Here is a 15,787-nt window from a genome sequence, read left to right as displayed (position 1 = left end):
CCATGCGCCACCGCCATCCCCGGGTTCGCACATTCGCCAAGCAAGCCACGCCGTTCGCCGCGCTGTTGCCGATGGCGCTGACCGTCATCGTCGGCTACCTCGGCACGGTGCTCTGGTCGCTGCGCATTTCGCTGACCAACTCGCGCAGCTTCCCGTCCGATACCTTTGTCGGCATGGCGCAGTACACGCGCCTGTTCGAGAACGAACGCTGGCTGCTCTCGCTCAACAACCTGGCCCTGTACGGGGTGCTGTTCATCGGCGCCTGCCTGGTGATCGGTTTCCTGCTGGCCGTGTTCATCGACCAGAACGTGAGCGGCGAAGGCGTGCTGCGCACGATCTTCCTGTATCCGTACGCGATGTCGTTCGTCGCCACGGGCCTGGTGTGGCAATGGATGCTCACGCCCGGCAACGGCATCGAACAAGCCGCGCACCAGTTCGGGTTTGCGGGCTTTTCGTTCGACTGGATCGTCGACCAGGACATGGTCATGTACACGGTCGTCATCGCCACCGTGTGGCAGGCGTCCGGCCTGGTGATGGCGATGATGCTGGCCGGCCTGCGCGGCATCGACGGCGAAATCTGGAAGGCCGCGCGCCTGGACGGCATTCCCGCCTGGCGCGTGTACCTGTCGATCGTGCTGCCGATGATGTGGCCAACCATTGCCACCGTGCTGCTGCTGCTCACGACCGCCGTGGTCAAGCTGTTCGACGCGGTCGTCGCCATGACCCAGGGCGGCCCCGGCACGGCCAGCGAAGTGCCGGCCAAGTTCATCATGGACCATCTGTTCGGGCGCGCCAACATCGCCCTGGCCTCGGCCGGCGCGGTAGTGCTGCTGGTGCCGGTGCTGGCCATGCTGGCGCCATACGCGTATGCGCGCAGCCGCAAGGGCCGCGCATGAAGCGCCGCTCTTGCTTTAAGCCCGCGCGCATCGGCATCTACGCTTTTTTGATCACCGCCGCGCTGTTCTTCCTGCTGCCGCTGTACGTGATGCTGGTTACCTCGGTCAAGCCGATGGAAGAAATCCGGCTCGGGAATATCTTCGCGCTGCCGCTGCAGGTCACCTTCGAGCCGTGGCGCAGCGCCTGGAGCGGGGCATGCACCGGCGCCTCGTGCGAAGGCATTCGCGGCGGCTTCTGGAATTCGGTGGCGATCACCGTGCCGGGCACCATCCTGCCGATCCTGATCGGCGCCATCAACGGCTACGCGCTCTCGTTCTGGAAGCCGCGCGGCGCTTCGGTGCTGTTCGCCATACTGATGATCGGCGCCTTCATTCCGCTGCAAGTGATGATCTACCCGCTGGTGCGGGTGCTGGCCGCGTTCGGGGTGTTCGGGTCGCTGCCGGGCATCGTGCTGGTACACATGATCTTCGCCATGCCGGTGATGACCTTGCTGTTCCGGAATTACTACGCGGCCGTTCCGCATGAACTGTTCCAGGCCGCGCGCATCGACGGCGGCGGCTTCTTTCGCATCTTCGCCCACGTGATGCTGCCGATGTCGCTGCCGATCATCGTGGTCGCGGCCATCATGCAGGTCACCGGCGTGTGGAACGATTACATCCTGGGGCTGGTGTTCGCGGGACGCGACAACGCGCCGATGACGGTGCAGCTCAATAACGTGATCAACACCACCACCGGCACGCGCCTGTACAACGTCAACATGGCCGCCACCATCCTCACATCGCTGGTGCCGCTGGCGATCTATTTCATCTCAGGGCGCTGGTTCGTGCGCGGAATCGCCGCCGGCGCGGTCAAAGGGTAATCCATGTCGAATGTCTGTGTCCGCAAGCTGTGCATCACCCTCGGTGGCAACGAGATTATCAAGGACCTCGACCTGGCGGTGGAAGAGGGCGAATTCCTGGTTCTGCTGGGGCCTTCCGGCTGCGGCAAGTCGACCCTGCTGCACAGCATCGCGGGGCTGATCGACGTCAGCGCCGGCACGGTGGAAATCGGCGGCGAAGACATGACCTGGGCCGACCCCAGCGAGCGCCATATCGGCATGGTGTTCCAGTCGTACGCGCTGTATCCGACCATGACGGTGGAAAAGAACATGTCGTTCGGGCTGCGCATCAACGGCACGCCCAAGGCGGAGATTGCGCGCCGCGTTGCGCGCGCCGCCGACATGCTCCATCTGGGACCGCTGCTGGCGCGCAAGCCGGCGCAGCTCTCGGGCGGACAGCGCCAGCGCGTGGCGATCGGGCGCGCGCTGGTGCGCGAGGCGGGCGTGTTCTTGTTCGACGAACCGCTCTCGAACCTGGACGCCAAGCTGCGCGCGGAACTGCGGCGCGAACTGAAACTGCTGCACCACAGCCTGCGCTCGACCATGATCTACGTCACCCACGACCAGGTCGAGGCGATGACCCTGGCCACCCGCATCGTGGTCATGCGGGCCGGTAAAATCCTGCAGATCGGTGCCCCAAGCGAGGTGTACGAGCGGCCGGCCAACCTGTTCGTGGCCGGCTTTCTCGGCGCGCCGTCGATGAATTTCATCGATGGCGCGATCGACCTTGACGGCTGCTTCGCCGGCAAGGGCTTTCGCCTGGAAGGGGGCGCCGCGGGGGCGGCGGCCGGCCAGGCGCTGGTGCTGGGCATCCGCCCCGAGCACATTCGCATTGCCGACGACGGCGCGCTGGAAGGAAAGGTAGCGCTGGTCGAACCGATGGGCAACCACCAGATCGTGTGGATCGCCACCGCCGGCCAGCAGCTCTCGGCCATCGTCAACGACACGCGCGTGTTCGCGCTGGGCGAGACGGTGCGCTTCGCGGTCGATGCGGCGCGCGTGTCGCTGTTCGACAAGGCCAGCGAGCAACGCCTGTAATCGGGACTGGAAAGGCAGGCGCGGGGCATGCATAATCCGACGTTTGCGGTATGCTTTCGCTGTATTTACTAAACTGATGGTCTTGAATTGAACAAGCAAAGGACGCCGTGGCCAATATCAAAGACGTAGCACGCCTTGCCGGCGTAGGCCTGGGAACCGCGTCGCGCGTGGTCAGCGGCAAGGGCTCGGTCTCGCCGGCGACGCTGGAACGGGTCAAGAAAGCCATCGCGGAACTCGATTTCCGCCCGTCGCACGCGGCGCGCTCGCTGCTGTCGGGCACCTCGCAAATGATCGGCGTCTACATCCCGGTCCTCAAGGGCACCTTCTACACCCCCATCCTGCAGTCGATCGATACGGCGCTGCGCGCCGCCGGCCTGCACATGGTGGTGGCGTTCGGGGTCGGCTCGGGCGACGCGCGGCGCCAGGCCATCGAAGGCATCGACTTCTTGATGGAGCGCGGCTGCGACGGCCTGGTTTTGCTGACCAATCTGCTGACCGACGACGACATCGCCGCGCTCGGGCCGAAGCAGTCGCGCGTGGTGGTGCTGGGCCACTCTATCGAGAGCATTCCCGGGCAGTGTTTTTCGGCCGACCATACGCAGGGCGGCATCGCGGCGGCGCGCGCGCTGCTGGAGCAGCGTCACCGCAAGATCGCCGTGATCGCCGGGCCATCGACCTCGCCCGACAACGTCGAGCGCATCGCCGGCTTCATGGGCGAACTGGAACGCAGCGGCATCGCTACCGACAAGATGTGGGTGGCCGAGAGCGACTTTTCGCCGCAGGGCGGATGGGACGCGGCGGCCGAACTGGTCGCCTCCGGGCACAAGTTCACGGCGCTGTTTTGCGCCAATGACGAAATGGCGGTCGGCGCGCTGTCGTACTTCCAGGACGTGGGGCTGGCGGTGCCGGGCGACGTGTCGGTGCTCGGTTACGACGATACCCCGAGTGCGCAGTTTTCGGCGCCGCGCCTGACGTCGGTGCATATTCCATGGCGCGACGTGACCCTGAGCGGGCTCAATGCGCTGCTCAACCGCTGCTACGGCAGCGCGCATCCGGTCGCGCGCGAGTTTCCGATCAGCGTGACGGTGCGCGCCTCGCTGGGCAAGCCGGCCAGGCGCCGCGCGGAGTAGGGCGCGGGGCGGCTGCGCCGCCTCGTCGTTCCCGCGCAGCTTACGCAATCTTGTGATTGACAAAATTTCTTCATCGTCGCACTATTGATCTTCGGTTGGGAGCGTTTCCAACTTCTGGCAGCAGCAGAACGGACCCTGGCACCGGATTTCACCGGCAGGCATTTCCACTTTTTCGCACTGACACCATGATCAAGCAATCCTGTCTTATCGCAGCCGTCGCGCTGCTGCACGCCAGCCACGCCGGCGCCGCTCCCCGCAACCTGACCGACTGGCCGCGCGTACGCAGCGCCGTCGCCCCGGACGCCGCGCTCGAAGCGAAAGTCGCCGCCATCGTGGCCGGCATGACGCTCGCGCAAAAAGTCGGCCAGATGACCCAGCCCGAAATCAAGGCCATCACCCCCGAGCAGGTGCGCGAGTTCTATATCGGCTCGGTCCTCAACGGCGGCGGCAGCTGGCCGAACGGGAACAAGTATGCGACGGCGGCCGAGTGGGTCGCGCTGGCCGACAAATTCTACGACGCCTCGATGAGCACCGACATGAAAGTGAACGTGCCGGTCATCTGGGGCATCGACGCCATGCATGGCAACAGCAACGTGTACGGCGCCACCCTGTTCCCGCACAATATCGGCCTGGGTGCGGCGCATAACAAGAAGCTCGCGCTGCAAATGGGCGAGGCGGTCGGCAAGGCGGTGCGCGCGACCGGCATCAACTGGGTGTTCGCGCCGACGCTGGCGGTCACGCGCGACGATCGCTGGGGCCGCACCTACGAGAGCTTTTCGGAAGATCCGGCGCTGGTAAACAGCTACGCCGCCGAATATGTGCGCGGCATGCAGGGCAAGTTCCGCGACGATGCCAACGTCATCGCCACCGCCAAGCACTTCATGGGTGACGGCGGCACCGACCAGGGCAAGGACCAGGGCGTCACCCGCGCCACGCCGGCGCAGATGATGAATATCCACGCGGCCGGCTACTACAGCGCGCTGGACGCCGGCGCGCAGACGGTGATGGCCTCGTTTAACAGCTGGGTCGATGTATCGTCCGGCAAGGACTACGGCAAGGTTCATGGCAGCAAAGAGCTGTTGACCGACATCCTCAAGACCAGGATGGGCTTCGACGGCCTGGTGGTGAGCGACTGGGATGGCATCGGCCAGGTGAAAGGCTGCCGCAACGACAGCTGCGCCCAGGCGATCAACGCCGGCATCGACATGATCATGGTGCCGAACGACTGGAAAGCGTTTATCGCCAACACCATCAAGCAGGTGGAGGCGGGCGAGATTCCGATGGCGCGCATCGACGACGCCGTGACCCGCATCCTGCGCGTGAAGCTGCGCGCGGGCCTGTTCGGACACAAGCCGTCGGCCGGCAAATACGCCGGCAAGCTTGACGCGCTGCAGGCGCGCGCCCTGGCGCGCCAGATGGTGCGCGAGTCGCTGGTGCTGCTCAAGAACGACGGCGGCGCGCTGCCCCTGGCACGCGGCAAGAAGATCCTGGTGGTCGGCAAAAGCGCCGACGACCTGTCGCTGCAAACCGGCGGCTGGTCGCTGACGTGGCAGGGCACCGACAACAAGAACAGCGATTTTCCGAACGGCGAAACGATCCTGGCCGGCATCGAGGACGCCGCCGGCGCCGCCAACGTGACCTACAGCGCCACCGCCGAAGGCGTCGACGTGGCGGCCTTCGATGCGGTGGTGGCGGTGATCGGCGAAACGCCGTACGCGGAGTTCGGCGGCGACATCGGCCCGTCCGGCACCCTGCGCCACAGCGGGCGCCATCCGGAAGACCTGGCGGTCCTCAAGGCCGTCGCCGGCAAGGGCAAGCCGGTGGTCACCGTGCTGGTGTCGGGCCGCGCACTCTATACCAATGACCTGATGAATTTGTCCGACAGTTTTGTGGCCGCCTGGCTGCCCGGATCGGAAGGCAAGGGCGTGGCCGATGTGCTGTTCAAGGGCGCGCATGGCTTCAAGGGCAAGCTGTCGTTTTCGTGGCCCAGGTCGATCTGCCAGGCGACGGTGAATGTGGGCGACGCCGATTACGCGCCGCTGTTCAAGACCGGCTACGGCCTGACCTACGCCAGCAAACAAAAAGTCGGCCAGCTCGACGCCGCTTATGCCGACGGCGGCTGCGGCGTAACCAATCTGTACCCGGTATTTAACCAGTCGGACCGCGCCACCTGGCCTTTGTCCGTGGTGGTGGGCGACCAGCGCAGCGCGCTCGGCGCCGACTTGAACAAGGCCATCACCGAGCCCGGCGTGAAGATCGAGACCTCGCAGGTGAACACCCAGCAGGATGCCAAGAACGTCTTCTGGAGCGGCCCGGCGCGCCTGGAAGCGCATGGCGCCAAGGCGCTCGCCCTGCCGGCGTTTGCCACCAGGGATGGCGCGCTGCAGTTCGATACCATCGTCACCAGCGCACCGGCCGGCAAGGTACTGGTGTCGATGGACGGCGCCGCGCTCGACCTGACGGCGGTGTTCAAGGGCCTGGTGGGCAAGGCCAGGCAAACCGTCAGGATTCCGCTGGCCTGCTTCACGGCCAAGGGCGCCGACCTGGCCAGGGTGCAAACGCCGTTCGCGGTGGCCAGCGACGCGGTATTTAACGCCGCCTTTGCCAATATCGAGGTGGCCGGCGGCGCCGCGCTCGAGAAGGACGCACTCAAGTGCGCCGACCTGAAATGAGTGCTGGCGCCTTCCCGGATGCGCGCCGGCTGGCCGGTGCGGGCGGTGTGAGCGCCCGCTTCGCGGCTGGCCGGTCGCGGCCCTGGAGGGCTCGGAATATGCACATCGGGTCGGATGTGGCACCAGCCGGGCGCGCGCCGGAATTGGGCGCTCGCGCGAGCGGATCGGGCGTGTCGGGTATCATTCCGGCTGCGCTGGGCTTGCCGGCGCGCCGCGCGTATGTCCGCGGCTCGGCCGCGCCGATCTTGTCCGGTGCCGGAACAGATGAAAGGGGGGCTCGATTAACATGAAGGAGTAGCATGCAACACGTATCGACGGCCAAGGCCGTGCCGCAGGCGCCGGGTGCGCACCAGGGCCATACCGGCCCGCTGATCGTCATCACCATCCTGTTTTTCATGTGGGGCTTCCTTACCTCCCTGAACGACGTCCTGATTCCCCATCTGAAGTCGGTGTATGAGCTGAGCTACGTGAAGGCCATGCTGGTGCAGCTGTGCTTCTTCGGCGCCTACCTGGTGGTGTCGCTGCCGGCCGGCTTCCTGATCAAGAAAATCGGCTACCAGAAGGGCGTCGTCGCCGGCCTGGCCATCGCCGCCACCGGCTGCGCCATGTTCTATCCGGCCGCGAACGCCGGTTATGCGCTGTTCCTGCTGTCGCTGTTCGTGCTCGCCGCCGGCATCACGGTGCTGCAGGTGGCGGCCAATCCGTACGTCACGGTGCTGGGCGACCCGGCCACCGCATCGAGCCGGCTGACCCTGACCCAGGCGTTCAATTCGCTGGGCGCCACGGTGGCGCCGTATCTGGGCGCGCTACTGATTTTGTCGAGCACCGTGCTCTCGGCGGACGACCTGAAAAAACTGCCGGAGGCCGAACAGATCGCGTACCGCGTACACGAAGCGGCCACGGTGCAGCTGCCTTACCTGATGATGGCGGCGCTGCTGGTGGCGCTGGCGGTGTTCTTCGCCATGGCGCGCCTGCCGGCCATTACCGACAGCGACGACGCCGCCGCCGCCGGTCATGGCGACGACAAGGCCTCGGTCACCGGCTACCGCCATCTGGTACTGGGCGCGCTCGGGATCTTTTTATATGTGGGCGCGGAGGTCAGCATCGGCAGCTTCCTGATCAACTTCATGGGCGAAAAAAACATCGCCGCATTCAGCGCCGACACCGCCGCCAAATACGTGACCATCTACGGCGGCGGCGCCATGATTGGCCGCTTCATCGGCTTTGCGGCGATGCGTTACATCAGCCCGGGCAAGGCGCTGGCCTTCAATGCGGCCTGCTCGATCGCGCTGATCATGGTGGCGGTGTTCGGCAGCGGGATGGTGGCGATGTGGGCGATCCTGCTGGTCGGCCTGTGCAACTCGATCATGTTCCCGACCATTTTCAGCATGGCGCTGTACAAGCTGGGCAAATTCACCGGGCAGGGATCGAGCATCCTGTGCATGGCCATCGTCGGCGGCGCACTGGTGCCGCTGGCGCAAAGCGTGCTGGCCGATGCGTTCGGCGTGCAGTTGTCGTTCCTGGTGCCGGCCGCCTGCTACCTGTTCGTCATCTATTACGGGCTCAAGTACGCCAAAATGTATCAGGGCTGATCCTCGGTTCGCCGCAGACAGACACCGCCGCTTGCCGGCGGTGTTTTCATTTGCGCGCGCCGATTTGCTTGAACTTGCGGGGGCGGGGCGCGGTCCAAACGAGACAGGCGCCCGCGCGCGGGCGCCAACCCTAACCTCATCAGGAGATCGACATGTTCAACAAGAAATCGGTAAAAGGATTGATCGGCATGTGCGCGGCGGCTGCGCTGTGCGCCAGCCTGGCTGTTCAGGCACAGACCGGCGGCAGCCAGGGCGGCAGCGGACAGGCCGGCACCGGGCAAGGCGCAACCGGCCAGGGCGGGACCCAAGGCAGCACCGCCACGATCGGCAGCGCCGACCGCAAGATCGTCACCGACCTGGCCATGGCCAATATGGCCGAAATCGAGGCGGCGCGCACGGCCCAGGGCAAGAGCCAGGACGAGCAGGTCAAGAAATATGCGCAGCAAATGATCGACGACCATACCAAGGCGCTGGGCGAGGTGCAGCAACTGGCGCAAACCAAGAGCGTCACCCTGCCATCGACACTGGACCGCGCCCACAAGGCCAAGGTCGACAAGCTGGCCGCGCTGTCGGGCGACGCCTTCGATCGCGCCTACATGGCGCAGGCCGGCGTGGCCGAGCACAAGAAAACCCACAGCATGCTGGGCAAAGCGCAGGGCCGCGCCAAGGATCCCGAAATCAAGGCGCTGATCACGCGCATGACGCCGACCGTGGACCAGCATCTGAATGCGGCGAAAGAACTACACGGCAACAAGAGCAAGGCCACGGGCAGTTCGGGTGCGGGGACGGAAAAAACCGGCCAGTAGCATCGCCCATCAGCAAGGCCGGCATCGCCGCGCGGCGGGCCGTCGATATCGGCGGCGGAGGGGGCGCGGGCACGAGCTGAACGGTCACGCTACAATGAGCGCTCATGCTCGCCATCCTCGCCATTACCTTCCCGTTTTTCGCCCTGGTCCTGTGCGGCTACCTTGCGGTGCGGCGTCATTTGCTGCCGCAACTGGCCATTCCGGGCCTGAACAGCTTCGTCCTGTATTTTGCCTTGCCGTGCCTGCTGTACCGCTTCGGCTCGACCACGCCGCTGACCCAGTTGCTCGACGCCGGCCTGTTCGGCGTCTACCTGCTGTGCGCGTTGACGACGGTGGCCCTGGCGATGCTGCTGACCTTGCGCCGCGCCGGCTGGAACGATGGCGCTTTCGGGGCGCTGGTGGCGGCTTTTCCCAACACCGGCTTCATGGGTGTGCCGCTGCTGCTGGCCCTGCTCGGGCCGCGCTCGTCCGGGCCGGTGATCGTGGCGCTGGTGGTCGACCTGGTGCTCACGACGTCGCTGTGCATCGTCCTGTCGCGGCTCGGCCCGTCAAGCGGGCAGAGCAGTGCTACGGCCCTGCGCAATGCGCTCAAAGGCATGCTGCGCAACCCGATGCCGTGGTCGATCCTGCTGGGCGCGCTGGCGTCCGGCGTCGGCCTGGTATTGCCCAAGCCGCTGATGAGCACGATCAGCCTGCTGGCCGACGCCGCTTCGCCGGTGGCGCTGTTGTCCATCGGCGCGGTGCTGGCGCGCTCGCAGATGAACGCCAGCGGCGCCACCGCGCTGGCCGATTTTGTCCCGCTTGCCCTGCTCAAGCTGCTGATCCACCCCTTGCTGATGCTGGCCATCGGTCATGCCGCCATCGGGCTCGGCGTTCCCATCGACCCGGCCGCCCTGACGGTGCTGGTGCTGGTCGCCTGCCTGCCCAGCGCCAGCAACGTGGCGCTGCTGACCGAACGCTTCGGCGCCGACACCGGCAGGGTGGCGCGCATCATCCTGGTCTCGACCGCACTGTCCTTCCTGAGCTTTTCGGCGGCTGTATCGTTGCTGATATGAAACATTTCTGACTTCTGGCAGCCTGTTTGTGAAATAATAAGGGGCGAGTCCATCGACGATGCGGCGGCAAATTCAGGGGTGTCGATTGCTAGAAATGTTTGCAGTGGAGCAGGAGCTGGCGCAACTGGAAGAGGAGCTTTCTTCCCAGTACGGCCTCGCGCGCCTGAAGCCGATGCTGGCGCTGGCCTGGCACCTGCGCCAGCGCGACCCTGCGCGCGCGCGCACCCTGTCGCTTGACGCCGCGCCTTTGCTGGCGCTGCTGCCCGAAGCGGAACGGCGCCTGGAACAGGCGCGCTGCCAGCTGATCGACGGCGAAGCCGCCTGGCTGGACGGCCAGCTCGACGCCGCGCGCGCCCTGGCCGACGCGGCCTGGGAAGAATTCCACCGCCAGGACGACTCGATCGGCAGCGCCGACGCGCGCTGGCTGCGCGCCTGGATCGAGGTCGATCGCGGCAACGCCGCCGCCAGCGACGCCGAACTGGCGGGCGCCGCGCATGATGTCTGGCGCGCCGGCGACCGTTTGCGTGCCGACGTGATCGACGCAGCAGCCGCCCTGTTCGCGGTGTTCCGCAACCTGCACTCGGCCAATGAACGCTGGGGCAAGCGCTTCGACCCCGCCGAAAAAGGCCTGCACCCGGCCGCCGCCGGCTGGATCAACGACTATCTCGGCACCGCCGCCTTCCAGGCCAGCGACTTCGGGCGCGCCATCGGCCTGTTGATGAACACCTTCGAAGCGGCGCTGGCCACCGGCCAGCTGCGGCGCGCGATCAACGTCGCCACCAATATCGGCAACGCCTTCACCAGCCTCAATGCGCACCACGCCGCGCTCGAATGGATGCAGCGCGGGCTGGACCTGGCGCGTCCCACCGGCTGGCCGATGAGCATTGGCCTGGCGCTGATGCAGACCGCCGAAACGCTGCGCCAGCTGGGCCAGCGCGAAGCGGCGCTGGAACTGCTGCACGAAGCGCTGGCCACGCTCGCGCCCATGTCCGGATCGCGCGCCTACGCCATCGCGCTCGAATACGAAGGCGACCTGGCGCTCGACGGCGGCGACTATCCGGCGGCGCTGGCCAGCTTCGCGCGCCTGGAAGCGCGCGGCGAAGCGCTGCGCCAGGCGGACTTCCAGAGTGGCGCGCGGCGCGGCCAGGCGCATGCGCTGTCGCACATGAACCGCCCGCACGATGCGCTCGACAAGGCCGCCGCCGCGCTGGCGCTGGCGCGCGAACACGGCGACTCGTACAACCAGATCGCCGCGCTCAAGGTGCTGGCCGAGATCCACGCGCGCCACAGCCTGCCCGGTCCAGCGCCGCTGGAAGCGCCCAGTCCCGCGCTGCATTACCTGCGCCAGGCCATGGCGGTGGCGGCCACCATCGACGGCTACACCGTGCCCGGCGACCTGTATGACGCGGTGGCGCGCGAATACGCCAGCGTGGGCGATTACCCGCAAGCGTACGACATCGCGCTGCGCGCCGGCGCCGCGCGCGACAAGACCCACAGCCAGGAAGCGACCAACCGCGCCGTCGCCATGCAGGTGCAGTACCAGACCGAACGCGCCAAGACCGAAGGCGAGCATCATCGCCAGCTGGCAGCCGCCGAAGCCAAGCGCGCCGAGGTGCTGCAGCAGACCAGCGCCACGCTCGAACACTTGTCGGCCATCGGCCAGGAGATCACCACCCACCTCGACGCCGCCGCCGTGTTCCGCGCGCTCGACCGCCATGTGCATGGCCTGCTCGACGCCACCCATTTTTCCATCTTCCTGATCGATGCGGACGGCAGTTCCCTGAGCTGCGCCTTCGGCGTGGAAGCGGGCAAGGCGCTGCCGGCCACGCGTTACTCGCTCACCGACGAACATGCCAACTCGGCGCGCTGCGTGCGCGAGCGCTGCGAGATCCTGCTCGGCCTCAATGCCGGGGACGACATGCCGAACCTGATCCCCGGCACGCTGCCGACACTGAGCCTGCTGTTTGCGCCGCTGTTGATCGGCGAGCGGGTGCTGGGCGTGATGACGGTGCAGTCGCTGCAGGCGAACGCCTACCGCGAAAGGGAGCGGCTGATTTTCCGCACCCTGTGCGCGTACGGCGCCATCGCCCTCGATAACGCCGGCGCCTACCTGCAGGTGGCGGCCACGCTCAAGGCCTTGAGCGCGACCCAGGCGCAGCTTCTGGAGAAGAACCTCGAACTCGAGCAAGCCTACAAGGCGCTGGAAGAGGTGAGCCTGACCGACCAGTTGACGGGCCTGCGCAACCGCCGCTTCTTCTTGCAGCATGTCGATGCCGACGTGGTCATGAGCTTGCGCGGCTACGACGACCCGTTGCGCAACGGCACCGTCGAACGCGAGAACGCGCCGGGCAAGGACCTGGTGTTCTTCATGGTCGACCTGGATCACTTCAAGGAAGTCAACGATCTGCACGGCCACGCGGCCGGCGACGCGGTGCTGGTGCAGATGCAGGAGCGCCTGCGCGAAGTGTTCCGCGAGTCCGATTACCTGATCCGCTGGGGTGGCGAAGAGTTCCTGGTGCTGGCGCGCGCCACGCACCGCGACGACGCCAAGGTGGTGGCGGAACGGATTCGCCAGGCCGTCGCCAACCGCGACTTCGTGCTGCCCGACGGGACGGCCGTGCGCAAGACCTGCTCGATCGGGTTTGCCTGCTTTCCGTTCGTGCCGGAAGAACCGCGCCTGTTATCGTGGTCCGAAGTGGTGGAGCTGGCCGACCAGGGCCTGTACCTGGTCAAGCGCTCCGGGCGCAATGCCTGGGCCGGCATCTACAGCACGCCCGAAACCCGGCACGAGGGCGTTTTCTCGCGCCTGATCCACCACCTGGAACAGGCGCTGACCGATGGCGAGGCCCGGCTGGTGAGCAATGCCGACGAAGTGCAGGTGACTGCCGGCGCCAAGCCGCGCCGTTTGGTGCTCGCCACCGACAAGGTAACGCCGCGTTAGATTTCCGCGCGGCGCCGCATCGCCTGCGCCATCGGCGCATCCATGGCCGCCATGACCGTCCGCTGGTCGTTCTGGGAGCGGTTCTGGCTCACCTTCCATTTGCCGTGCATGCGCATGACCGGAATTTCGATCCCGACGATCAGCTCCAGCAGGCGCTCGATGAAGCCGGGCGGGGCGTCGTCCATGGTCCATGGCGTTTTCTGCGTGCCTTCATGGCGCGCGGTCAGGCGGGCCAGCAGCGCGAGTATCCACGCCGGGTCTTCGATGGCGCGCAGCGGGCCATGCGCGTGTACCACGGCGTAGTTGTAGGTCGGGACCACTTTGCCGTTGATCTTCTTGTCCTCGTACAGCGCCGGCGTGATGTAGGCCGACGGCCCCTGGAACACCACCAGCGTCTCTCCTTCGTGGCGCCAGAGCGGATTGGCGCGCGCCACGTGGGCGCGCAGGATGCCGAACGGCGCCTCGGCTACCGCGTCGGCTACCGCGTCGGCGGCGTCGATCACGAACGGAATGTGGTTGGCGTCCAGGCCGGCGTCGCCGTGCGTGATCACGGCGCCCAGCGGGTACTCGTCGATCAGGCCGTGCAGCAGGGCGGGGCGGATCTCGTCGAAGCAGGATGGTCCGTACATCTTATGCACTCCCTTCGATGAACACGTCGGCCTTGATCGAATTGGCGATGTAGCACTGCGCGTGGGCGGCGTGGTGCAGGGCGTCGAGTTGGGCGGCATCCGGACCCGTGCCGTCGGCGAAGCCGATCGCCGGACGCAGCACGATGCGCGTCATCGCCATCTTGCCGTCGGCGTTTTTGCTCATGGTGCCGAGGGCGTGGTCTCGGTAGTCGTCCACCACGTGGCCTGCGCGGGCGGCCAGCGAGAGGAAGAACAGCATGTGGCAGCTCGACACGGCGGCGACCAGCGCTTCTTCCGGATCGACGGCAGCGGGGTCGGACATCGGCGGCGCGACCGACAGGGGCGACGAGGAGGCGGGAACCCGCAGGCCGCCATCGAAGGTCCATGAGTGGGCGCGGCTGTAGCGCTTGTCCAGGAATGGCTGCGTACCGCGCTGCCAGGCCAGTTGTGCTTCGAATTGCTGCATTTTTTCTCCATAGGGACATGTCAACCGCCACGTCGTTCCCGCGCAGGCGGGAACCCAAGTTCACGGCGGATCGCAGATGCCCTGGATTCCCGCCTGCGCGGGAATGACGAGCCAGCGATCATCTTATGCGCCGCTTTGGCTTGCTCAAATATCCAATTCACGCGATTATGTGAAGACCAATTTGAAGATCGCCATGCTCGTCACCGACATCCTCGCCGCCTTGCCCCTCGCGCGCGGCACACCCGACCCCCTGTTCCGCCAGCTCTACGCGCAGATCAAGGACGCCATCCTGCGCGGCACGCTCGGCGCCGGCATGCAGTTGCCGCCCACGCGCGAACTGGCGCGCCTGCTGTCGGTCTCGCGCCAGACGGTGCTCAACGCCTACGACCAGCTCAGCGCCGAGGGCTACCTCAGTGGCGCCGTCGGCAAAGGCACCTTCATCAGCGAGCACCTGGTCCAGGCCGCCCCCGCCCCGCAGGCCACCCAGGCCACGCAGGCGCCGATGCGCCCCCTGTCCGCGCGCGGCGAGGCCTATTGCGCGGCCATGGAAAGCGTCGGCTTCCATCAAGGGAAACTGCGTCCTTTCCGCGTCAGCATGCCGTCGCTCGACCTGTTTCCGTTCGATGTCTGGAGCCGCCTGGAGGGGCGGCGCTGGCGCCATCCCGACTACCACATGGGCTACAGCGACCCGGCCGGCTACGCGCCATTGCGCGAGCTGCTGTGCGTCTACCTGCGCGCCTCGCGCGGCGTGAGCTGCACGCCCGAACAGGTGGTGATCACCTCCGGCTCGCAACAGGGCCTGTTCCTGCTCTCGCAACTGCTGCTCGCGCCCGGCGACGAGGTCTGGGTCGAGTCGCCCGGCTACCAGGGGGCCAGCGCACCGCTGTTCGCCGCCGGCGCCAACGTGCGCACGGTGCCGGTGACGGCCGACGGCATGGATGTCGCCTACGGCATCGCGCATTACCCTGACGCGCGCATGGTGCTGGCCACGCCCTCGCACCAGCTGCCGCTCGGCGTGACCATGAGCCTGCAGCGCCGCCTGGAGCTGCTGCGCTGGGCCGCCGCCAAGCGCGCCTGGATCATCGAGGACGACTACGACAGCGAGTACCGCTACACCGGCCCGCCGCTGGCGTCGCTGCAAAGCCTGGACCGCGCCGGCTGCGTGCTGTACGTCGGCACCTTGTCGAAGGTGCTGTTTCCCGGCCTGCGCCTGGGGTACATCGTGGCGCCGCCGGCGCTGGTCGAACCGGTGGTGCGCGCCAAGGCGGTGATGGACCGCCACACCGCCATCGTGCCGCAGATGGTGCTGGCCGACTTCATCGCGGACGGCCATTTTGGCCGCCACATCCGGCGCATGCGCGACGCCTACGGCGAACGGCGAAGAGCGCTGCTGGACGCCATCGCCGCGCGGCTGGGCGAGACGGTGCTGGTCGGCCCGTCCGACGCCGGCCTCGATCTGGCCGTGCATTTCCTGGGCGGCCACGATGAAGCGACGGTCGTGGCGCGCGCGCTGGAGCAGGGCATCGAAACGCGCGCGCTGGCGTATTATGCGAACCGTTCGGCCATGCCCGCATGCGCATTCGCTCCCGGCCTGCTGCTGGGGTTTTCGTCGCTCACGCCGGCGCAGATCGTGCATGGAATCGATGTGCTGGCGAAGGTGCTAAGCCCGCCGCCTTGAACTATA

At 66.7% G+C, this 15,787-nt stretch carries 12 protein-coding genes; 10 read left to right on the top strand and 2 right to left on the bottom strand.

Annotation, left to right across the window (positions count from 1 at the left end; translation table 11 throughout):
• Positions 1–2: 2 nt before the first annotated feature.
• The 9 genes from F1735_RS02745 (at position 3) to F1735_RS02705 (ending at position 13,008) form a co-directional block, all read left to right on the top strand.
• Positions 3–896, top strand: a complete 894-nt coding sequence (locus tag F1735_RS02745) for a carbohydrate ABC transporter permease (RefSeq protein ID WP_167235486.1) — start codon at positions 3–5, stop codon at positions 894–896.
• A complete protein-coding gene (locus F1735_RS36280; protein ID WP_167235485.1) occupies positions 893–1,756 on the top strand; it encodes a carbohydrate ABC transporter permease in 864 nt (287 codons plus the stop codon). The genes F1735_RS02745 and F1735_RS36280 overlap by 4 nt, the downstream gene beginning before the upstream one ends.
• Before the next feature lie 3 nt (positions 1,757–1,759).
• Positions 1,760–2,812 carry an ABC transporter ATP-binding protein gene (locus F1735_RS36275; RefSeq protein WP_167235484.1) on the top strand — a complete coding sequence of 351 codons (1,053 nt, stop codon included), beginning with the start codon at positions 1,760–1,762 and terminating at the stop codon, positions 2,810–2,812.
• A gap of 107 nt (positions 2,813–2,919) precedes the next feature.
• Positions 2,920–3,942: a LacI family DNA-binding transcriptional regulator gene (locus F1735_RS02730; protein ID WP_167235483.1), complete on the top strand. Its 1,023-nt coding sequence runs from the start codon at positions 2,920–2,922 to the stop codon at positions 3,940–3,942.
• A gap of 185 nt (positions 3,943–4,127) precedes the next feature.
• A complete protein-coding gene (locus tag F1735_RS02725; protein ID WP_167235482.1) occupies positions 4,128–6,614 on the top strand; it encodes a glycoside hydrolase family 3 protein in 2,487 nt (828 codons plus the stop codon).
• Between the two features lie 299 nt (positions 6,615–6,913).
• Positions 6,914–8,206, top strand: coding sequence for an L-fucose:H+ symporter permease (gene fucP, locus F1735_RS02720; protein WP_167235481.1), 1,293 nt, complete (start codon positions 6,914–6,916; stop codon positions 8,204–8,206).
• A gap of 152 nt (positions 8,207–8,358) precedes the next feature.
• On the top strand, positions 8,359–9,012 hold the full coding sequence (locus F1735_RS02715; protein ID WP_229505592.1) for a DUF4142 domain-containing protein: 654 nt from the start codon (positions 8,359–8,361) through the stop codon (positions 9,010–9,012).
• A gap of 104 nt (positions 9,013–9,116) precedes the next feature.
• Complete coding sequence (locus F1735_RS02710; protein ID WP_167235480.1) at positions 9,117–10,067, top strand: AEC family transporter; 951 nt, start codon at positions 9,117–9,119, stop codon at positions 10,065–10,067.
• Between the two features lie 94 nt (positions 10,068–10,161).
• Positions 10,162–13,008 (top strand): GGDEF domain-containing protein, encoded by a 2,847-nt coding sequence (locus F1735_RS02705; RefSeq protein ID WP_167235509.1) that lies wholly within the window; start codon positions 10,162–10,164, stop codon positions 13,006–13,008.
• On the opposite strand, the gene F1735_RS02700 is transcribed toward F1735_RS02705, so the two are convergent.
• Both F1735_RS02700 and F1735_RS02695 read right to left on the bottom strand, forming a co-directional pair.
• On the bottom strand, positions 13,005–13,637 hold the full coding sequence (locus F1735_RS02700) for an FMN-binding negative transcriptional regulator (protein ID WP_167235479.1): 633 nt from the start codon (positions 13,635–13,637) through the stop codon (positions 13,005–13,007). The genes F1735_RS02705 and F1735_RS02700 overlap by 4 nt on opposite strands.
• Position 13,638: 1 nt before the next feature.
• Positions 13,639–14,103: an OsmC family protein gene (locus F1735_RS02695; RefSeq protein WP_167235478.1), complete on the bottom strand. Its 465-nt coding sequence runs from the start codon at positions 14,101–14,103 to the stop codon at positions 13,639–13,641.
• Between the two features lie 169 nt (positions 14,104–14,272).
• Here F1735_RS02695 and pdxR point away from each other — a divergent pair, with 169 nt between their 5' ends.
• Positions 14,273–15,781 carry a MocR-like pyridoxine biosynthesis transcription factor PdxR gene (pdxR, locus tag F1735_RS02690; protein ID WP_373888459.1) on the top strand — a complete coding sequence of 503 codons (1,509 nt, stop codon included), beginning with the start codon at positions 14,273–14,275 and terminating at the stop codon, positions 15,779–15,781.
• Positions 15,782–15,787 lie beyond the last annotated feature (6 nt).

The sequence above is a fragment of the Massilia genomosp. 1 genome, assembly GCF_011682185.1.
GTDB lineage: Bacteria > Pseudomonadota > Gammaproteobacteria > Burkholderiales > Burkholderiaceae_D > Telluria_A > Telluria_A rubra.
The sequence above is the reverse complement of the archived record's forward strand: the minus strand, read 5'-3'. Positions and strand labels throughout refer to the sequence as shown.